The following is a 22,338-nucleotide window of genomic DNA, read 5'->3' on the forward strand; positions in this document are numbered from 1 at the left end:
AAAATTGTTTGGATATATACTTAACTGATATTAGGAGATCTAATGTTAATTTTAACTAGGAGAGTAGGTGAAACACTTATCATTGGTGACGATGTTGTTATTACCGTCTTGGGCGTGAAAGGTAATCAGGTCAGAGTCGGTATTAACGCACCTAAAGAAGTTTCTATTCATAGAGAAGAAATCTACAACCGTATTCATCAATCACAAGACAAAGTTGATGAATTAGTTCAACCCAAAGAGTAATATTGGGCACTAAATAAACAACCAGCACGTGTTCGCAAAAAAATGTTTGACTTATTTTTTGTAGAACGTAATATGTGCGCCACACATTATGATTTTGTTGTTCAAGCAGAGTCATAATGTTTTGGTGAGATGGCCGAGAGGCTGAAGGCGCTCCCCTGCTAAGGGAGTATGCGGTCAAAAGCTGCATCGAGGGTTCGAATCCCTCTCTCACCGCCATTTTAAAAATTAAAATATGCATCCGTAGCTCAGCTGGATAGAGTACCCGGCTACGAACCGGGCGGTCAGGGGTTCGAATCCCTTCGGATGCACCATTTTAAAAATCTAATACGCATCCGTAGCTCAGCTGGATAGAGTACCCGGCTACGAACCGGGCGGTCAGGGGTTCGAATCCCTTCGGATGCACCATTTTTTTACGAACTTACAAGCATCCGTAGCTCAGCTGGATAGAGCACTCGGCTTCGAACCGAGCGGTCAGGGGTTCGAATCCCTTCGGGTGCGCCATTTAAGCAACCTAAAAACCTTCTTCGATTTATAATGCCAATTAAACGTTATATTGAATATCATAAAAAGTTATACTCATTAACAATGTTATTTACTTTTTAGCTTATAAGGACTACAAACTATTTTAAAAACGTTGAATGCTATAAATCACTATACAAAGCTTTTTCTGTTTTCCCTTAAATATTACCCTACCCTCTCTTAAAAAGCTTCGTACAAGCTTAAATTTTAAATTGGCAATAATAAAATTAAAGTACATCGACTTAGAAAAAATAAAGTTATAAAAAGAACATCAAGAACAACCGAAAAATAATTACTTAAAAGCTTTGTTTATACTTTCAATGATGAAATTAAAGAATTAAATATTAAAAAGCCTATATTGAATGTTTGATATGAAATGCAATACGTTTATTGCTAAAACAATTGGGTATTTATTAGAACACAATCTTTTATTCATAATAAGCTGGCAGCTTTTAATTCACCATAACATTATTCTTTATTAGATTAAGGGATAGCTGATAATATTAACCCGCCAATTACAAAAAATAATAAAAACCATAATACAAGGGTAATGACTCCACAAATTATCCCTGCCGTTGCAAAACCAGAACCACTTTTGTTATTAGTTTTTATATCACTTTTAGCAACTGCACTTAATACTATAGCTACAATAGCTAATACAATGCTTATAAGGCCTATTGGGATTAGTGATATAATTCCGCAAACCATCCCTGCTATAGCTAAACCACTTATTACTTTATATTGCTGTTGATCCACTTATCTTTTGCTCCGTAAAGATTTCGAAAAGTTAAACAAATTGTGATTAAGTATAATATTATCGGTTTAGCAGATCAATCTAAGATAGATTCCACTTTACCAATGGCAAATCATAATAATTTATTTATTCCATTAAATATCTTAATAAGATTTATATCAGCAAAATATATACATATAATATTAAATGAATGGTTTGTACCTTGATTTACAACTATGAAATACAGAAAAATAGACTTCAACTCAAAATACAACATTGATATTATAAAATTTACTAAAAAATGATTGTTAATAACTTGTATTTGTTTTTCCTTTTATGAATAATAGTTAAGTTAAAATATTCAACAGTATTAGCAAATAAAATAATAGAGAAAATTTATATATGTATAAAATTAGCGTATATAAAAAATGATTATTTTTTATCCTATTGAACTACATTGATTTATGGCTATCAGTTAGATTTCTTCGGGTTTACCACTTCGGTTGAAACCCGATATAATTCTAGTATACTAAGCTCACAAATTTCATATGTGTTATTCATCATATTTTTTGTTAACTAAAACAGAAAATTAAATAGATAACATTAATAAACGATAATGGACTTTTTTATGTTGGACCCAAATTTACTTCGAAACGAATTAGATCTTGTTGCTAGCAAATTAGCACGTCGTGGTTTTAAATTAGATGTTGAAACCATTCGACAATTAGAAGAAAAGCGCAAAATATTACAAGTTGAAACTGAAAATTTACAAGCACAGCGTAATGCCCGCTCTAAAGCTATTGGGGAAGCTAAAGCACGTGGTGAAGATATTTCAGTTGTACGAGAAGAAGTAAACCAATTAGGCGAAAAGCTTAACAGCGCTAAAGCAGAGCTTGATATCCTTTTAAACCAAATTAAAGATATTGCATCCAACATTCCAAATATTCCTGATGACTCTGTACCCGATGGTAAAGATGAAAGCGATAATGTTGAAGTATCTCGTTTTGGTACTCCAAGGACTTTTGATTTTCCAATCCAAGACCATGTCGCTTTAGGTGAACGTTTTGGTGGCCTTGATTTTGCTGCTGGGGTAAAACTTACTGGTGCACGTTTTGTGGTGATGAAATCACAATTAGCCCGTTTACATCGAGCGATTACTCAATTTATGTTAGATCTGCATACTGAACAACATGGCTATGCTGAAATCTATGTTCCATATCTTGTTAATCATGCTACCTTATTTGGCACAGGTCAATTACCTAAATTTGCAGGTGATCTTTTCCATACTAAACCTCTCGATGAAGAAGCTGAAAGCAGTAACTATGCATTAATTCCAACGGCAGAAGTGCCGGTAACTAACTTAGTGCGTGATGAGATACTTGATGAAAGCCAGCTTCCGATGAAAATGACTGCTCATACACCTTGTTTCCGTTCTGAAGCAGGCTCTTATGGCAAAGATACTCGTGGCTTAATTCGTATGCATCAGTTTGATAAAGTCGAACTTGTGCAAATTGTTAAACCGGAAGAATCAATGAAAGCTTTAGAAGAGCTGACAGCACATGCGGAAAAGGTTTTACAGCTACTTGAATTGCCATACCGAAAAATCGTATTGTGTACCGGCGATATGGGCTTTGGTTCATGCAAAACTTACGATCTTGAAGTTTGGGTACCGGCTCAAAACACTTATCGAGAAATCTCGTCTTGTTCTAATATGTGGGATTTCCAAGCTCGCCGAATGCAAGCTCGATATCGTAATAAAGCGGATAACAAAACCTATTTAGTCCATACCTTAAATGGCTCAGGATTAGCTGTTGGACGTACATTAGTGGCAATCATGGAAAACTACCAACAGGCAGACGGAAGCATTAAAGTGCCTTCTGTTTTAGTACCATATATGAATGGTGTTGAAGTAATCGGTTAACCATGTACTAAAAGTTTGCTTACTTCATTTTTAGCGCTATTAATTAGCGCTATTTTTTTATTAAAGGTGGAAAAATGATTAAAGGTGTTGTCCTTTCAATACTCGCATCATGCCTTTTTGGCTTACTTTACTACTATCCGGTTTTACTACAGCCTCTTCCTGTGGTTGACATCTTTTGCTGGCGTTTATTAACCTCGTTTCCAGCCATAGTGGTGTTAGTCTTTATAGAACACCAGTGGTCCGCAATTAGGGATTTATTTAAGCGTATTAGAGAGCAACCGATGATTTTAGTCGGATTGATCTTTTCCTCCCTATTGTTAACTATTCAGATGTTAATTTTCATTTGGGCACCGCTTAATGGGCATGGCTTATCGGCTTCTTTAGGTTATTTCTTATTACCATTAACCATGGTGATTTCAGGTCAGATTTTTTACAAGGAAAAACTCAGCTTTTTGCAAAAGGTTGCCGTTTGCCTTGCTGCTGTCGGCGTAGCCGTTGAAATCTATACCACAGGCGCATTTTCGTGGGAAACAGCAGTGGTTGCACTCGGTTACCCCATTTACTTTATTACACGCCGTAAATTGCAAATAGAGGGGATTTGTGGCACCTTTTCCGACTTCTTTTTTATATTTATTGGCTGCGTGATTTATTTCGCCTTTAATAACCCATTTAGCCAGATTGTGCGTGATATTACGCACTTTCACATTTTTATCCCTATGCTTGGGATCATTACGGCTATCGCTTTTGCTATGTACTTTTTAGCTAGACGACTATTACCTTTGGGATTATTTGGTTTGCTTGGATATGTTGAACCCGTTTTATTAACGCTTGTATCAGTTCTATTTTTGCATGAATCAATCTCGGCACAACATATTATCTCTTACAGCTTTATTTGGTTGTCAGTATGTGTACTTGCGCTGGAGGGAACGATTTTTGTTTTGCGGGCAATAAAGCGTAAAAGAATTAGATAAAAAAGGATAACAACTAAAAAGGTACCATAGCTGGTACCTTTTTTATTATCATGTTATTTACTAAATGTAACCGATTGACCATAACTTTCTATGATCTGTTGTATTCTGTCTAAGGTTTCTCGAGGTGGCGCCTCTACCCCTTCTAACTGATATTTATCTCCGAACGTATCCCATTTGTAAGCGCCCATTTTATGATAGGGTAATAACTCTACTCGCTCAATATTCTCCATACCTTGAATAAATTGCCCTAAAAGATGTGCGGAATTATCATCATCAGTCCACCCCGGTACAACCACATATCGTATCCAGGTTCGCTTATTAATTTTTTGTAGATATTTAGCAAACTCGAGCACACGCTTATTAGGTACGCCAACTAGTTTTTGATGTATTTCATCATTGATTTGTTTGAGATCTAACATGACTAAGTCTGTCACTTCCATAAGTGCTTCAACTGTGTGATCTAACTGTCTTGCATAACCATTGGTATCTAAGCATGTGTGAATACCTTCTTGATGACAAGCTTTGAACCATTCAGTAATAAACTCAGATTGTAGTGTCGCTTCGCCGCCAGAAGCGGTGACTCCTCCGCCATTAGGCATGATAAAACTTTTATAAGTAACGATCTCTTTCATCAGTTCATCAACAGTGACTTCACGGCCTGCTTTTAAATCCCAAGTATCTCGGTTGTGGCAGTACAAGCAACGCATCAAGCAACCCTGAAAAAAGACAATGAAACGTATACCCGGACCATCTACGGTACCAAACGATTCATAAGAATGGATGCGACCTTTGATTGGTTGCTTTGTTGTCATAATAATATTTTGTTCCATAAAAATTCTCTAGTAATTGCTCATATTACTTTTTATATTTTTTAGATATTTTAACTCATATGATACTTTCTTACACCAATTGTATTGATTGGATAATGGCTTATTAAATTAATGATGGAAATAATGGTCGAAAAGCATCCTTTTTAATAAGATTGATATGGAATCAATGAATTTAAATCTTATTCTGATAAAAAAATAGCGCCTAAAATAGGCGCTATTTCAAGTAAGTATCAGTTAACTAAATTACATTGATTGTGTGAAAGTACGTGTAATAACGTCTTTTTGTTGTTCTTTAGTTAGTGAGTTGAAACGTACTGCATATCCAGAAACACGAATAGTTAATTGTGGATATTTTTCAGGGTGTTCCATCGCATCTAATAATGTTTCACGATTTAATACGTTAACATTTAAATGTTGACCACCTTCAATAGTAGCTTCGTGATGGAAGTAACCATCCATTAAACCAGCTAAGTTACGTTTACGAACATCATCATCTTTACCTAATGCATTAGGAACGATTGAGAAAGTATATGAAATACCATCTTTCGCATAAGCAAATGGTAGTTTAGCAACAGATGTTAATGAAGCAACCGCACCTTTTTGGTCACGTCCGTGCATTGGGTTAGCACCTGGTCCAAATGGCGCACCAGCACGACGACCGTCTGGAGTGTTACCTGTTTTCTTACCATATACAACGTTTGAAGTAATGGTTAATACAGATTGTGTAGGAATCGCATTACGATAAGTTTTAAGTTTTTGAATTTTCTTCATGAAACGTTCAACTAAATCAACTGCAATATCATCTACACGTGGATCGTTGTTACCGAATTGTGGATATTCACCTTCGATTTCAAAGTCCACTGCTAAACCATCTTCATCACGAATAGTTTTTACTTTTGCATATTTGATAGCTGATAATGAGTCAGCAGCAACAGATAGACCTGCAATACCACATGCCATTGTACGAATAATGTCACGATCATGTAATGCCATTAATGATGCTTCGTAGCTGTATTTGTCATGCATATAGTGAATTGCATTTAGTGCAGTTACGTATTGTTTTGCTAACCAATCCATAAAGTGATCTAAACGAGCAAATACTTTGTCAAAATCAAGGTATTCGTCAGTGATTGGATCTTCTTTTGGTCCAACTTGCATTTTAAGTTTTTCATCCACACCGCCATTGATTGCGTATAGAAGAGTTTTAGCAAGGTTGGCACGCGCACCGAAGAATTGCATTTGTTTACCAACGATCATCGGGCTTACACAACATGCGATTGCATAGTCATCGTTATTGAAGTCAGGACGCATTAAATCATCATTTTCATATTGTAATGATGAGGTATCAATAGATACTTTAGATGCGAACTCTTTGAATCCACTTGGTAACTGTTCTGACCAAAGAATAGTCATGTTAGGCTCAGGTGATGGACCCATTGTATATAGTGTGTTTAAGAAACGGAATGAAGTTTTAGTAACTAAAGTACGTCCGTCAACACCCATACCTGCGATTGATTCAGTTGCCCAAATTGGGTCACCAGAGAATAATTCATCATATTCAGGCGTACGTAAGAAACGAACCATACGTAATTTCATAACGAAATGGTCAACAATTTCTTGAGCGTCTTTTTCAGTAATTAAACCTGCTTCAAGGTCACGTTGGAAGTAAATATCAAAGAATGTAGAAGTACGACCAAGAGACATTGCCGCACCATTTTGAGATTTAACTGCAGCTAAGTAACCGAAATATGTCCATTGCACTGCTTCTTGAGCTGTTTTAGCTGGTCCAGAGATGTCGTAGCCATATTTAGCTGCCATTTCTTTGATTTGACCAAGAGCACGATGTTGTTCAGCGATTTCTTCACGACGTTGCATAGTCATTGCTAAATCAACACCATTTTCAAAATCAGCTTGTAATGAATTGAATTGAGCAAATTTATCTTGCATTAAGAAGTCGATACCGTAAAGTGCAACACGACGGTAATCACCAATGATACGACCACGGCCATAAGCATCAGGAAGACCAGTGATAACACCTGATTTACGACAACGAAGAATATCAGGAGTGTAAATATCGAAAACACCTTGGTTATGAGTTTTACGATACTCAGTAAAGATTTTTTTGACTAAAGGATCAAGAGTTCGGTTGTAAGCTTTACAAGAGTTCTCGATCATTTTGATACCACCAAACGGGATAATCGCGCGTTTTAATGGTTTTTCAGTTTGTAAACCAACAATCTTCTCTAAATCTTTTTCGATATAACCTGCATCATGAGCAGTAATAGTAGAGATTACACTTGTATCAAAATCTACAGGAGCATGAGTAGCATTTTCAATTTTAATGCCTTCCATGACTTTATCCCATAATTTAGTTGTAGCATCTGTTGCGCCAGCTAAAAAAGATTCATCACCCTCATATGGTGTGTAATTTTTTTGAATGAAATCGCGAACATTGACATTACTTTGCCAATCACCCTCTTTAAATCCTTTCCAAGCTGCTGCTTGTACTTCGTTTAAATTACTCATAGTTATTAACCTCAGGTTTACAAAAATATCTATCTACTCTTATATAAGGGTAAATATTATAAAATCAATGTGGCTTACGAAGATGTAAAGCCCAGTTAGGGATAGCGACTAACAAGCCTCCTAAAATATTCCCGATAGTAACAGGAATTAAATTATTTACAATAAAATGCTCTACGGTTAAAGCTTTAAATGAGTCAGGAGATATCCCAACAGCAGTCCAAAACTCAGGTGATGCAAAATTATTAATTACAATTCCCATAGGGATCATAAACATATTTGCAATACTATGTTCAAAACCACTTGCAACAAACATTGCTACAGGTAATACCATAATTAGCATTTTATCAAGTAGACTGCGACCAGCATAACTCATCCAAGCAGCTAAGCAAACCATTAAATTAGCTAATAAACCAAGAAATACAGCTTCGATGAAAGTATGATGTAATTTATGATCTGCGGTTTGTAATACATTCAATCCCCACAAACCATTGGCTACCATATATTGCCCAGAAAACCAAATAATTCCAACAAATAGTATAGCACCGATAAAGTTACCAATATAGACCAAAATCCAATTACGGAACATTTTTATCCAACTAATTTTATGTGTCATTTTAGGTAAAATGGTTAAAATAGTTGAAGTAAAAAGATCTGTTCCACAACATACAACAAGCATCAAACCTAACGAGAAGCAGATACCGCCAACTAATTTAGCTAAGCCAAAAGCAACGGTTGAAGTCCCTGTTGTAGCTGTAATGTAGAATACGAATGCGATAGAGATAAAAACACCTGCAAGGATAGCTGATACTATAGTACTAGTAGGGTTTTTATTTACTTTATAGTTGCCAAGTTCCTCGGCGATTTGGGTCATTTGCGCGGGAGAAAACGAGTCCACAAGCTTATCATTACTCAAGTTGACATCCTCAAAAAAACTATGCTTTTATGAGGCGCATAGTATACTACTAATTTAAGTCAGATCATCAATTTTTTAGTTAAAAAAAAACATTTTTTTTAACCAATTGTTTTTTTTAGTTACTTTTCAATGTTTTTTTTCTGCACTTAAATAGTTAATATTTAGAGATAAACAATTATAAATCAATGTAATTATCAGTTAGAAATAAAAAATTCCGCCCTTTTCCTAATAAATCAGAAAAGGACGGAAATTAAGGTGGTTTAAAATTTGGATCTTACGATCCAAATTCATTTGTTATTGACTCTTTTCCTCTGAAACTGTGAAGTCAACTTTACTTGGTAAGCCTGGTGATACTCTCACTACTTTAGGATTACGCCCAATTACTTCATAGCCTTTCGGTAGTGATCTTGTATCTAATTTAAGAACAAAATTCGCACCTCGTTCCCAACGTCCACCAGATACACCGACTATGTGATAACGACCACTAGCATCAGTTGTAATAATTTCACCACGTACAGTAACTAGTTTTACACCACCTAAGCCTTCTTCACCTTCGTCCTGAACACCATTACCATTTTTATCAACATACACTTTTCCGAAGATTAGTGCATCATCAAATAATGGATCAGCAGTAACAGTTACTGTTGCCTGAGAAGTATTAGATACAACTTTTCCATTTATTGAATTAACTGCTACAGCTGTATTAGTGTATTCACCTTGAGTGACACCAGCACCAACAACAAGCATATAGGTAAAGGTTAATTCACCTTTTGGTTTTAATTGAATAAGTTGTGAATTTACTGTTCTTCCTCCAGTAGGATCTTCAACTTTTTTACCATTAAGGCGAGTGGAGCCTTTAACAAATTTAAAGCCTGCTGGTAAAACGTCTTTGATCTTAATAGTTGAAACGCGTGAACTATTATTCGTTATTTTAATAGAGTAAGGAACAATATCACCAACCGTTACCTTATCTTTTAATGCAATTTTAGCAATAGTTATATCAGCATCTGAACTACGATAACCTAATAAAATTCCATATGCTAAATTACTTGTTCCATCATTTACCATAACTGGTACAGTATGTTCACCACCTACACCATTAAAGTTTATTGTAGCCGGTGGGTTAGAGAGATTAATTAAATCATGCTCAACTAAATTACCACTAGCATCTCTATACTTATCAAATGATGGTATTAGATCATATAAAGGATTACCTCGACCTACACTAACAGTTCCATCATTATAATCGCCATAAAGAACACGGATAAAGTAACGTGCGCTTGTACTACGAGTAGTATCACTGATTAGATTACGGAAATTAAATTTACCATTGTCATTGCTGGTCGAAACAATTGGACGACCATTTCTATCCATTACATGGTTTTTATTACCATCTAATAAGTAAACTTTAACTCCAGATAAACCTTTATAACCTGATACTCCAGTTAAACCAGCACCTTGATTATCATCTAGAACTTTACCTTCGATAATACCACCATTGATATAACCAAAGTTTTGATCAGATAACTTACCTGTAATATTTATGACGGCAATATTTGCAGTTTGCGGTAATTTTAATTCACCACTTGCATTATGATGGGCATCATCAGGGTCAAAGCTAGCTTTTAGTGTTGATGGTACGCCAGCAATTTCAATACTCCATTTGCCCGGAATAAGATTAGCAACATCATAATCTATATCACCAGCAGCTAAATTACGTGTGAAGTTAATTGACGGATTATTCACATTTTTAAAGGTAATTGTTATTGGAGCATTAATAGCTGTATCTATTGAAGGATTATATTCTCCATCATCATTATTATCCAAGAACACTTTACCTTTAATGCCACTAATACCACTCCAAGCAAATGTAACGTTTTTAGCTTGATCTGTTGCACTAGCAAACTGATAGGTTTCTTCCATCAAGTTATCTGTTTTATTGATTGTTGCGGCAATATTACTATCAGTAAGCATGAAGCTACTAATGTAACTATTACTTCCCATAGTAACTTTAACTTTATAACTAATACCAGAAGCTAAATTGTCAAATTGATATTTACCAAGCTCATCAATATTTGTTCCAGTAGTAGTTGCGGCTTTCTTATCAATTAAATTATCGTCTACAAATAACTCAACTTGATAATTTGGAATTAGAGAATCAATACCAATATCTCGAGATGAAATAGCATTACCATCTTGAGTATCAACATCAATTACAACTTGACCGCTAATACTTGCTTGTCCCTTCAATCCAAAATCAACATTTGTGACCAAATTAGAAGATGTTGCTTCAATTTTAATTCTTGTTCCATTTGTTATAGATGTTGAATTTGAACCTTGAGGCTGAATTACATAACTGTAACTATAACCTGCAACGGCTGTTGAGTTTACAGTTACATCCCATTGACCTTCAGCTATATTATTAATTTCATATTGACCATTAGCATCACTAATTGCAGTTAATACTGTATTATGATCATTAACATCTCTTGCCTCAACGGTAACTCCCGCTAAAGTTGTATCGTATGTTTGATGCACACCTTTTCCAGAAATATCTTTATAAATAGTTCCTTTCAAGGTTTTTTGGCTCTTATAGCCATAGTCAATCTGAGCAAGATCTTGAGTAGCTGATGTTAATGCTAATGTATCATGATTAATTGCAGCTCCACCATTTATCATAGCTGGACTGAAACTGATTTGATAGCCAGCTCTAGTCAAGTTACTATCATTAACAGTCAATTCATAATCATTATATGCGGTAAGGTTTTCAAACTTATAACTACCGTCACTTCCTGTAGTTGTTGAAATAGCCGTTGTACCGTTTAAACCATTTGCTTTAAGAGTAACCTCTACACCGCTTAATGGTCTATCAATTGATGCTGCATGATAATTTAAACCGACATTATCATTTACATCCACGTCAACAACAACTTTACCTGATATTTTTGCACTACCTTTCAAACCGAAATTAATATTTTTTCCTACCGTATCATTTGACGCGATTATTATTTTCAATTCGCCAGGGTTAACTTCGCTAATAGTTGCATTACCTACGGCAGCATCAAAATAACTATAATTCCAACCTGACGGTGAATTTGAAATTTTAATTATCCAAGTACCAGCAGTTAGATTGTTTAGTGAATAACTACCATCTGCAAGAGAAACTGCATTAATAGCTAAATTATTACTTTGATTAACTGCGGTAATTCCAACACCAGCTAACGGAGGATAGTTAGTATTATGCTGACCATTCCCCATAATGTCTTGATAGATATGTCCACTTATACCTAAATTAGATTTATAACCAAAGTCATTCCTATCCGATTGCGCAGCATCGCCTGAAATAGAAATTGTCGCAATATCCGAAGCAGTATTTGCAGATGCTTTACCCGAAGGACTAAAGCTGATGACATAACCATTTAATTTATTAGATGGGTCAGTCACTCTAATTCGGTAGCTGCCATTGGCTAAATTATCAAAAGTAAATTCACCATCACTATTCGATACAGCTTCCTTATAAATAACTGTATCACTATTTAGGTCTACCAGTTTTATGGTTAAACCATCGACACCAGTATCGAGTGATGACAATTGCTCATCCGCATCATTATCAAACACGACTTTACCAGTAATCTTAGCTTGGCCTTTCATACCTAAATCAAGATTAATCTCATTGCCAGTATTTGAATCTACTTCATAAGTGATACTATTATTATTGACAGCAGTTGGGGTTACCACTTTTTCAACAAAATAACTATAGGTTAAATCAGTTCGTGTCGGATGAGAGACAGATACTGTCCATTTACCTTCAGTAATATTATTGAAGGTAAATTCACCGTTACTTCCTACAGTTTTAGTATGAGTTACATGCTTATTGTTACTCAATTCGCCTTCAACTTTAACTACCGCCCCATCTAGTTTTGGATTAAATGTTTTTTCAGACTCATTTCCACCGATATCTAAATAAACATTCCCTGATAATTTACGATCAAACTGATACCCAAACACTCTTGTATTTGGATTTGCTTCAAAACTTGTATCATTTGGTCCATTTACATTAAAAGTTGCTGTCTCAGATACAGGTGATGGATTTCCAGGACTAAAGACTAATTTATAATTAGAATCACTCACATTACTACTTATTTCATAATTATAAGCGCTCAATCCTGTTATTTCGAAAAGACCAGTTGATGCATCAACAGTAAATTCTTTTGTTTTAAATCCAGCTTTATTAGTTGCCGAAGTTAGTGTTATTTTCGGCGTTATAGGAGTAGCTAGCTGACCAAAGCTTATATCGTTAGAACTATAAACTCCATCACTATCACTATCAATAACGACATAACCGGTAATCTTACTATTACCTCGATAACCAATATCAATGTTATCAACAACATTTTGATCAGCTGTCACTTCAACTTCTAACGATAAATTATTACTTTGTTGTATTGGAACAACATTATTTCCAATAGCCGTATAATTTAGAACATAACTATTCCAATCAGTTATTGTTTGTGAAGATGCTGTTGAAATAGCCCATGTTCCTACTGGAATATTATCAAATACAAAGTTACCATTTGGATCAGTTGTTGCTTCAAATGAAGTTTGTCCACCACTGAAAGTTGAACTTGATACTTTCGTTAGAACCAGTTTAACACCTGCAAAACTAGTGTCTGCACCGGTTCTATCTTTGCTATCATCAACATCAATAACAACTTGTCCTGATACTCGTCCAGTATATTTGAAAGCTGTACTGCTATTAAAATCATTATCAGTTAAAGGTTCAAAATTGAATGTATTAGTATTATTCGGTATATCAGTCGCTGGTACTAATACAGTCGAATTAGGAGTACTAACCTTAATTTGATAATTATAGTCTTTTGGTAATTTATCAAACAAATACTGCCCATTTTTCGATGCATTACCATTCAATGCAATGTTAGCCGTTTTTGTCTTCTTAAGCGTTTTAAAAGTATTTGTATTTGGTACTTGATAAGATAATTCAACCTCAACATCATTAGTCAGTTTTTGATCAGTTTTAATCTTATCATTATTATTATCTATCCAAACATCACCACCTAGTTGTTGTTTACCTAAAACTACATAGTGATTATCTAATGATCCCTCTTCTTTCAATGCTTTTACAGGAATAACAATATCTTGCGCCCTATTACCTGCTTTACTGAATTTAAAGTCATAGTCCGGAAGAGTGTTCATTTCAATTTTAACTGAGTAATCAACATCATTTCCATATAAAAGATCTGCAAAATGATAGTGCCCATTGGTTGTCAATTGTGTCATTAACAACTGACCTGTACCATTTAAACCATCATAAAGCTTAACTGTTACTTGGTGTGAACTATTGATTAAATGTGCATACTCATTCAATTGACTTGTATCAGTATTAGTATCATTAAAATCAACATAAATATCACCTTGGATACCATCATGGCTTGCTTTGCTATAGAAGAAGGTTTTATCCGTTACCCCTGAATTAGTAACAGTAATACCTGAAATAGTATCAATTGGTTGAGTAGTGCTCACACTATTTCTAACAACAACATAATATGCTGGTGGATGTTTCACGTTAACTTTATAATTTCCACTCGGTAAATTATAGAAATGATATTCACCATTAGCATCGCTATATTGGCGAGCCATCTCTTTACCGTTTTCATCAATCAAACTCAATAAAACATCTTTCAATGGTTTATAGTTTGTAGGATCTGGATCATCAATTAATGTTTTACCAGAAATACCACTATTTATTGCTGTAGGGCTAGTAATCCCTGCTGAAGGATTAGGGTTTGTTCCACCAGCTAACAAGAAGTATTTACTTTGTTGGTTTTGCCTTCCCGAGCTAAAGCTAATTGGCGATAAAACTGTATTGGTATTTTTATCGGCATTAGAAATAACACCATACCCACTAGGAGGCTCAATTTGAACAACATAAGTATCATTAAGTTGATTTTTATCTAAATCAAAACTATAAACACCAATTTGATTAGTTTTTACGGTCTTAAATGGACTACCAGTTGCCGTAGGTCCTTTATATAAATTGATAGTAACATTTTGTACTGGCACATCACCTGTTTTATCGAAACTAATATCTGCTTCACCATTATTATTAATATCAATTAACACATAACCATAAATAGAGGAATCACCTTCTTTTTTATAAAGAAAATCTAATGCTCCATTTGGTACAGTTGGATTGCTTTGTGTAATTTTAATATTAGAAATTGTGTCAGATAAACTTTTCAATTCATAACGACTTGTATCTAATCCTTGAGCTGTGACTTTAACTTTATAGTCATCATATAACAGGTTTGTAAACTTATAATTACCATTACTATCTGTCGTTGTGTATGAGTAAACATTATTAGAACCATTACGATATAACTCTACTCGAACCCCTGTCATTGGCACGTCACCATTATTAGGTTCAAAAATACCATTGTTATCATAATCGTAATAAAGTTTTCCACCAATTTCAGTGGTTTCTCTTAATCTTAGTAACCAATATTGATCTGGAGTACCATTTTGCAATATTTCTACCTGCATATACTCCAAACCGTTTTGTACTTTACTCGGTAAATAGTTGCCTTTCGTTTGACCGCTATTACCTACTATTTCGAATGCATTATCCAACCCTTTTAGTTTTAACATCATGTTGGAAATATATAATTTATTTCTGAACCTTGAATTTGTCTTGTTATAGACAAATCTACCGTTGTCTTTTACTCCCTTATCTATAAAATCTGGTGTATCGAATAATGATTCAAAATTTCCACTGTAATGATTATTATAAAGACGAGGAGTAAATACCCCTTCAACAGTTATTTTGGAAGGATTATATTTTTCTAGTTCTTCTTTAGTTAACAAAATTGACTGTTCATTCTTAACATTTGAACCAGTAACATCCAGATAGATATTACCTGAAACAGCTTCAGTTAACGCTTCTGGAGCTTTATTTGCTTGCATAAACCACTGTTTATCAGCTTGCATCCCATTAGCTAAAGATCCATCAGCTTGAACTTCAAACTGCAATGTACCAGGTTGAGTTGCAGGATCTTGATCGGCTATATCAATATAATCACCAGTGCTAGTCTTATGCACAATTTTATATTTACCTTTCGGTAAAGATTTTAAATCGAATGCATGATAATAATCACCAATATCTGCCCAATATTCATAATGATCTTTATCCCAATAATAGAGATCAAAATTTCCTTTACCTAGTTCAATTGTTTGATAGCCTGCATATTGCGTGTCACCATTTATATCATTAATTGGTGCACCAGAAATAGTACCTTTACCTTGCATAAGGAAGTTTCTAGTAATAGGCGCATCAAGTGTTGTAAATTTAACTCTATAAAATGGATATAAATTCTCACTCGCGTTCGTAACTGTTTTTATTCCATCATATTTTACCTTAATCATATAATCTGTATTAACAGTTACATTATTAAGTTGTCCATTAAATACGTAGTCACCTTTACCATCTGTGATTTGCTTATCAAGAAAGTTTATACCATTTTCCGTACAATCGCTTTCATTTCCATCACGGCAAAGTAGAACTGTTGCATATTTCAATGGCAAATCATTAGAGTTATAAAGTTCTCCTGTTTGGAGCTTACTGTCAGCTAACCATGTATCAAGGTATACTGTACCTCGAATAACATAATCATTGACTTTCAACTTATACCAAAAATTGGTATTAGTATCAAATACTCTACCGCCATTAACTGATAATTCAATTTGTGATATGGTTTTTTTGTTATTACCTGGATCTATACTAAACCCTTTATTTTGGTCATTATTTTCAAAAACTAGATCCCCGTCTTTTATATTACTTGCCAAACCATATGTTTGTTTAGCCGTAATTCGATAATCACCATTCGGTAAATTAGTAAATTCATATTTACCATTTTCATCAGTAGAAAAGTTAGTAAATTCGACCCATTCACCGTCAACTTTCCTATCCAAAACAACTCGATTATATTTAATAGCTGTATCATTATTAGGAGCATAACTACCTAAAGTACCTGGATGACTATTATTTAAATAAACATAACCTGAGATAGTATTTTTCTGTTTAGGTGCAAAAATAAGTCTATCGTCCCAAACTCTACCAGGGGTTAGCATCACCGTGAAATTCTGTAATGATGTAGGTTTTTCCAGAAGATTAGTATCATAATCTTCAACCGAATAATTAAACAAACCACAACGGTCAATATAATAATTCTGAAGGTCTCTTAAACCATAATACCCTGGTCTTTTATAAGTTACTTCAAGTTTATTATTTTGAGAGTCAGTTGCTTGGGTAACACCATCTTCTTCGTAAAATACTATCTTAGTATAGGTACTGGCTGAACTTGCCTCTAGTCCATTGTAAGTTGTACTCCAACTCCAATGTCCTCCAGCTGTTTCTAAATAGTTAACAACCATTAAATTACCTATAGCTTTTTGTACTGGTGAATACCAGAAGTTTTGATATTCTTTCTTATTATTTAAATTAGGTATAATAATTTCTTTTCCAGCAATATTATCTTTAGTATTGTTGCTTAATGTGACTTTACCTTTATGACTACTTCTTGAATTTGGAGAAGTACTCGTTGATTTTCCATCAGTATCATTGAGGAAATAGAATTTAGTCTGATCAATACCTGATTCAGTCAACGAAACTTTGTAATCTTTACCTTTAGTAAGACCTATAAATTGGTAGGATCCTGTTGTACCATCTGTTTTTGTAGTGGAAATTTTTTTCCATTCTGAACCAGTATGTTGATAAAGTACAACTTTTGTTGACATTCCTCGGCTACCAACCCTAGTATCATAAATATTATTATCCGATTTACCTGAATCGGGACCACTGCTAAGATATTGTTGTGGTCCGATAACAAAAACATTACCTGATATACTAGATAGAGTTGTATCATATGGGTCAATCTGAAATACGAAATTAGGACCTACTGGATTACCTAACTCATTAGGTATTTTCGCTTTCTTTCTCAGATCGCTTGGTAAGTATTTAAATGGAGGTGCAGGAACATTTGAAACTACAATATCATAAGTTGCTACAGCTAAATCACTGAAACCATAAAAACCATCATCTCCCGTAGTAACTGGATTTGTACCCATAACAGGGATAGTAGTATTCTCATAATAAATATCAACTCTTATTCCTTCTAATCCTGGATCGGTACCGACTGTGTAAAGTCCATCATTATCCATATCAAACGCAATGACACCATCTAGCTTATTCGGATTTCGCTTTTTGAGATTAAAAGAGCCACTTTGTTCAGCTCCTTTCATTGTAAACTTAATTTTATCATTATAGGTATTAATACCATTTAAAGTAACATCCCATAATTTATACTTTAAAGCCTTTAAAAAAGTATCAACATCAGAATCAAAGTAAACCGCATATTCATCATTCAATAATGTGTTTTTTATCTCAACATCACCATTAGAATTAGTATTTAATACTATTACATTTTTTGTTGATGCATTAAGCAATTTAACTGGAATACCATTAATTCCCTGATTATTATCATCTTTAACTTTAAGGTGAACAGTTCCACCATTACCTTTTAAAAATAGATTTTGACCCAATTCACCAGTCATACCATTAACTGAAACTGACTTGGATACACTTTCATTATTGCTTGTTTTTACTTCAACTTTATAAGAACCTAATGAGGATACATCAAATTCATAAGCCCCATCTTCATCGGTGTTTACACCAGCAATTTTCGCACCTGTATAATCCTTTAGTTCAACAGGTAAGTTTTTTAATGGGAAGTTGACATTATTAGAGTTACCATCATAATCCAGAAAGACTTTACCTGAAATCGGTATCGCATTTGCTACCGATAGAGCCATAAACGAAATAAAAAATGAGAACAACACTAAATTAAAGTGTTTTATTATCGCTTTATAATTAAAAACTTTTATTAATGATCTTCTTTTAGATTTTGTGTTATGCTCAGTTCGCATTATCTTTTCTCCTGATATGCGTAAATTCTTTTTAACGTTTTCGACTTTTTGATCTGATTTCACTTGCATTTGTAAATGCGGTTGACCATTTTTAACTTTTTGCCAACTGTTCATTAGAAACTCCCCACGACATTTACAAACCAACCATGTGAACGGTAATTCAGGTGTGTTAAGTTATCGTTATAATCAGTAAAGTTATAACCTACACCCATCTTGATATTGTCACCAACATTGCGATAAACACTGGTAACTAAACCATCTTTATGGTCATCGGCTAAGCTTGTGCGTAATGTTCTTCCTTCTACCTGATATTCCCAATCGCCAAGTTTGTAATTGACTCTTAAGGCATATAAGTCTGCGCCTGATGAGTACCAATTACTTTCGCCTCTGTAACGTAAATGCCCTTGACGGTGCGCCGCTTTAAACGCCGTTTCCCAATTTGCATTCCATTCATAAACCCCTTCTAACGACCACACCCAGCTCTTCTGATCATATAAGCTTGATGTGTAACTTTTACTGCCTGATGAGGTAGAGTTTGCGATTAGCTGATCGTCAGGATCTAATCCATATACATAGGTTAGTTTTCCAAATAGATTTAGATTATTAATGGCTTGTGGCCGATAAGCAAAACCAACCATTGATTCAGTATAGTTACTCACAACCTTATCATCGCGTTCACCTAATGTTTTAGCAAAATCAAACTGAGTAAGCCAACTTAAGTTTTCACTTACGATAGTTTTAGCACGGTTTGTCGTGACCCATTGTTTGATACGCTCACTTGCTTCATCTATACGATATTCAAGGCGGTTACGCATTTGAAATTTTTCATTTTTAAAGCCATAACCTACTGCATATACATCTCGGCGAGTTTCATCATTTCCTGTCAAACTGGTACTATTTCGATTACGGTTATTTACTCGACCTATAGAGTAAGACCCTTCGACATATTGCGCTTCAGTTGGTTTATAATTGACACCATAGATATCTGAAGTAGTGTGATCAATTTTGCTGGTTTTAAATTGACGCTCAGAATATAACTCCATTTTACTTGTCGCGTTGGTTTTTCCACCAAAAACAGTAGTTATTCCTCGACCTGAAGTTGAATCGACATCATTTAATAATTTAGTGTATAAACTGGTTCGTTCATTAACATCCCAGCTACCTTGTACACCACCTCCTGCACCTCGGTTAGAACCAAAAACTTCAGCACCGATATTGATGTTTTCTGTCACTTGCGAGTTATAACCTAGCGTTGTGCGGTTATCATCAGCAACATCACCTGATTTATTTAAGGTTAATTGTTGGATGATATAACCTTTATCTCGGCCATCAAAGAATGAACGTTCTAATTTTGCCGCTACTAATGTTTCTTTAGTTGAATCACTACCATAATTATGATCATTTCGTTGTTGTAGCTCTAAAGCGGTTTTATATAATTCACCTAAGGCAGTGTAATATTGTGCACGAGTAATTCGTTCAACGTAATTTGCTTTATCTTTTTCTTGGCTATGACCAACCAATACACCTTTTTTATCTGGTTCAAAGTCATAACGCAATTCACCGCCCCATTCTTCTAAATCACTACTACGTGCTTTAGCAAAAGATGAAAAACCTTCTTGTTGCATCGAGTAATAGCCTTTGAAACTTAGTGGAACATCTTTTTCGGTAAAATCATTAAAATCGATTTTTTGTTCTATTTTCCAAGCTGCTCCACGAGTATCACCTGATAGCACAGTTTCAGTAAATGATAGACCACCATTGCTCGATACAAATATATCATTCATTTTCGCTTTGGTTTTGGCGTATTCTAATTGAGTGTGTGTTCCTTGCGTTGGTCTTACAATTAAATCCACACCTTTCAATTCATAATTATCACCACTAGCCTGATCTTCACTTAGGTAAGTTCCCCCAATACGTAGATAATCGTTTAACCAGTGATAAGCTCTTCCACCAAAAACTTTCTGACCTTCAAGGTCAAATCCATCCGAGTAATATTCATATTCAGCTATAATCCAAACTGGATCACCACCAACTAAGTTTCCACCTTCGATAATGGAACTACCCGAGCCACCACTGGAGGTCATTGGTAATGGTTTAGTTAGCATTATACGACCTTGGAATTGGTTAACTTCATAATCCACACCTTCGGTTAAGGAACTGGTACTTAATACTCGTCCAGTGTTACGATCGCGTACTTCGACCGAAAGTTTTAAACTACCTTGAGTTACACGTTGATGTTTCAAAAAGTATAAGCTACCACCAGTTGAGGCTAATTCATTATGACTACCTCGTGTTTCACCATTTGATAAAAATATGGTAGCTAATGTACGAGTATCGCCATATTTTGTCGTCTGCTCACTTTCATGGTAAAGCTTAGCACCGTATAGACTTCGGTTAAAATTTGCAAATTCATTGCCAGTAATTTGGGTATTATAATTACCCCATAACCCGTAATTTTTTCCTTTCTCTAACTTAACATAGAATTTACCTTCGGTATCAACATCACTTTCAGTGGTTGAGTCATCACCATAAATTGGATAATAAGCTTGAGGATCGATTTCTCGAACAAAACGCGTTGGGTCTTTTTCACCTAAATGACCAAATGCATTTTTTAATTTGGTTTCGGTGGTATCTAAATGAGCTGTTAAGCGATAATCTTCTTTATTGGCTTTTAAATAAAATGCAACTCGACCATCCCAACTACCTTTACCACTATAATGATGGCTATCAGCATCTTCTACTATTGATTGGCCTTCACCGCTAACATTATTTTGTGCATATGTGACATCAACAATACCAACATAAAAAATATCATTTTCTTTTTGAACAACTAATTTTTCGTTTTGTGAATGAGTTTGACCAAATTCATCTTTCCAAGTTAAATCGAACTGATATTCTCCTGGCGATAAAATCATCTCTCGCATGGCACGACCACTATTATCCACAACCAATCGCTCACCATTTAACATCACATCTTTTTTATCTTTTAGTCCCGCCATTTGAATGACAACTTTACGATCCTGCGCACCACTGACAATGCCTTGATGATCGATTCGACTCTCTCCAAAACCTGGAATAGTACTATCTGATTTTAATTTACCAAAGGTCAAGTTAGTGGCTGGTGAGAAAGAAACATTAGATTTGCTATATGAAATAAATTCACTCTCTTGTTTTATACCACGCCCTAATGTACTAAAGTTAACGGCATGAACGTTATCTTTTAAACCGTCATGACTAGTCGTGGTTAAAATCGCTTTATAATCACTATCAATTGACAATGGTTCTCCATTGTCGGTATCACCTTGCCACAATAGTGCTTCATATGGGCTAATTTCATTAAACTTCAATGTTTTTATTGGATGTTGGTTATCAACATCAGATTGGCGATAAATAGTGATTTGATATTCTGCTATTTTACTCGGATAGTTGGTATAAACATAAAGCCCCATTGGGGTATTGAATAAACCTTGGGATGTTAATTTAAGTTTCGGATTATAGATACTTAAATTTAGTTTTTCCGCTGAATTAAATTCATCGCGGATAATATTTAATTTTGGTACGGTCTCTGTACTCGCATAAACACTATTTGAACCAAGTAAAAATGCAGCACTTATACTTAGATAAGAAATGTTACGGAAACGATTAAATTTGACCATGAACTATTATTTCCTTTCACTTAAATA

At 34.7% G+C, this 22,338-nt stretch carries 9 protein-coding genes and 4 tRNA genes; 7 read left to right on the top strand and 6 right to left on the bottom strand.

What is annotated here, in order from left to right; translation table 11 throughout:
- Positions 1 to 42 precede the first annotated feature (42 nt).
- The 5 genes from csrA (at position 43) to J3U18_RS02280 (ending at position 744) form a co-directional block, all read left to right on the top strand.
- Complete coding sequence (csrA, locus tag J3U18_RS02260) at positions 43 to 243, top strand: carbon storage regulator CsrA (protein WP_065562297.1); 201 nt, start codon at positions 43 to 45, stop codon at positions 241 to 243.
- 123 nt (positions 244 to 366) lie between these two features.
- Positions 367 to 459 (top strand) — tRNA-Ser (locus tag J3U18_RS02265).
- An 18-nt stretch (positions 460 to 477) separates the two neighbouring features.
- A tRNA-Arg gene (locus J3U18_RS02270) sits at positions 478 to 554 on the top strand.
- Between the two features lie 17 nt (positions 555 to 571).
- Positions 572 to 648: transfer RNA gene (locus tag J3U18_RS02275), tRNA-Arg, on the top strand.
- A gap of 19 nt (positions 649 to 667) precedes the next feature.
- Positions 668 to 744, top strand: a tRNA-Arg gene (locus tag J3U18_RS02280).
- 501 nt (positions 745 to 1,245) lie between these two features.
- On the opposite strand, the gene J3U18_RS02285 is transcribed toward J3U18_RS02280, so the two are convergent.
- Positions 1,246 to 1,518 (bottom strand): DUF4190 domain-containing protein, encoded by a 273-nt coding sequence (locus J3U18_RS02285; protein ID WP_267352804.1) that lies wholly within the window; start codon positions 1,516 to 1,518, stop codon positions 1,246 to 1,248.
- Between the two features lie 605 nt (positions 1,519 to 2,123).
- On the opposite strand from J3U18_RS02285, the gene serS reads away from it, so the two are divergent.
- Both serS and rarD read left to right on the top strand, forming a co-directional pair.
- On the top strand, positions 2,124 to 3,416 hold the full coding sequence (gene serS, locus J3U18_RS02290) for a serine--tRNA ligase (RefSeq protein WP_065734216.1): 1,293 nt from the start codon (positions 2,124 to 2,126) through the stop codon (positions 3,414 to 3,416).
- Positions 3,417 to 3,490: 74 nt separating this feature from the next.
- Positions 3,491 to 4,387, top strand: a complete 897-nt coding sequence (rarD, locus tag J3U18_RS02295; RefSeq protein ID WP_267352805.1) for an EamA family transporter RarD — start codon at positions 3,491 to 3,493, stop codon at positions 4,385 to 4,387.
- A 53-nt stretch (positions 4,388 to 4,440) separates the two neighbouring features.
- Here rarD and pflA read toward each other — a convergent pair whose 3' ends face one another.
- The 5 genes from pflA to J3U18_RS02320 all read right to left on the bottom strand — a co-directional run bounded on the left by pflA (position 4,441) and on the right by J3U18_RS02320 (position 22,311).
- The gene (gene pflA, locus J3U18_RS02300; protein WP_267330064.1) at positions 4,441 to 5,199 is read right to left on the bottom strand and encodes a pyruvate formate lyase 1-activating protein; all 759 of its coding nucleotides are present in this window, start codon (positions 5,197 to 5,199) and stop codon (positions 4,441 to 4,443) included.
- Positions 5,200 to 5,460: 261 nt separating this feature from the next.
- Positions 5,461 to 7,743 (bottom strand): formate C-acetyltransferase, encoded by a 2,283-nt coding sequence (gene pflB, locus J3U18_RS02305; RefSeq protein ID WP_267352806.1) that lies wholly within the window; start codon positions 7,741 to 7,743, stop codon positions 5,461 to 5,463.
- A gap of 64 nt (positions 7,744 to 7,807) precedes the next feature.
- Complete coding sequence (focA, locus tag J3U18_RS02310; protein ID WP_267352807.1) at positions 7,808 to 8,656, bottom strand: formate transporter FocA; 849 nt, start codon at positions 8,654 to 8,656, stop codon at positions 7,808 to 7,810.
- A gap of 294 nt (positions 8,657 to 8,950) precedes the next feature.
- Positions 8,951 to 18,769 (bottom strand): SdrD B-like domain-containing protein, encoded by a 9,819-nt coding sequence (locus J3U18_RS02315; RefSeq protein WP_267352808.1) that lies wholly within the window; start codon positions 18,767 to 18,769, stop codon positions 8,951 to 8,953.
- Positions 18,769 to 22,311 (bottom strand): hypothetical protein, encoded by a 3,543-nt coding sequence (locus J3U18_RS02320; protein WP_267352809.1) that lies wholly within the window; start codon positions 22,309 to 22,311, stop codon positions 18,769 to 18,771. The genes J3U18_RS02315 and J3U18_RS02320 overlap by 1 nt, the downstream gene beginning before the upstream one ends.
- Positions 22,312 to 22,338: the final 27 nt, after the last annotated feature.

Source organism: Gilliamella sp. B3482 (assembly GCF_026536805.1).
In the GTDB taxonomy this organism is placed as follows: Bacteria; Pseudomonadota; Gammaproteobacteria; order Enterobacterales; family Orbaceae; genus Gilliamella; species Gilliamella apicola_E.

Excerpts from the sequence above, each read along its gene's own strand:
- J3U18_RS02320 (WP_267352809.1), bottom strand. The coding sequence starts at position 22,311 with ATGGTCAAATTTAATCGTTTCCGTAACATTTCTTATCTAAGTATAAGT.
- pflB (WP_267352806.1), bottom strand. The coding sequence starts at position 7,743 with ATGAGTAATTTAAACGAAGTACAAGCAGCAGCTTGGAAAGGATTTAAA.
- J3U18_RS02315 (WP_267352808.1), bottom strand. The coding sequence starts at position 18,769 with ATGAACAGTTGGCAAAAAGTTAAAAATGGTCAACCGCATTTACAAATG.
- serS (WP_065734216.1), top strand. The coding sequence starts at position 2,124 with ATGTTGGACCCAAATTTACTTCGAAACGAATTAGATCTTGTTGCTAGC.
- rarD (WP_267352805.1), top strand. The coding sequence starts at position 3,491 with ATGATTAAAGGTGTTGTCCTTTCAATACTCGCATCATGCCTTTTTGGC.
- pflA (WP_267330064.1), bottom strand. The coding sequence starts at position 5,199 with ATGACAACAAAGCAACCAATCAAAGGTCGCATCCATTCTTATGAATCG.
- csrA (WP_065562297.1), top strand. The coding sequence starts at position 43 with ATGTTAATTTTAACTAGGAGAGTAGGTGAAACACTTATCATTGGTGAC.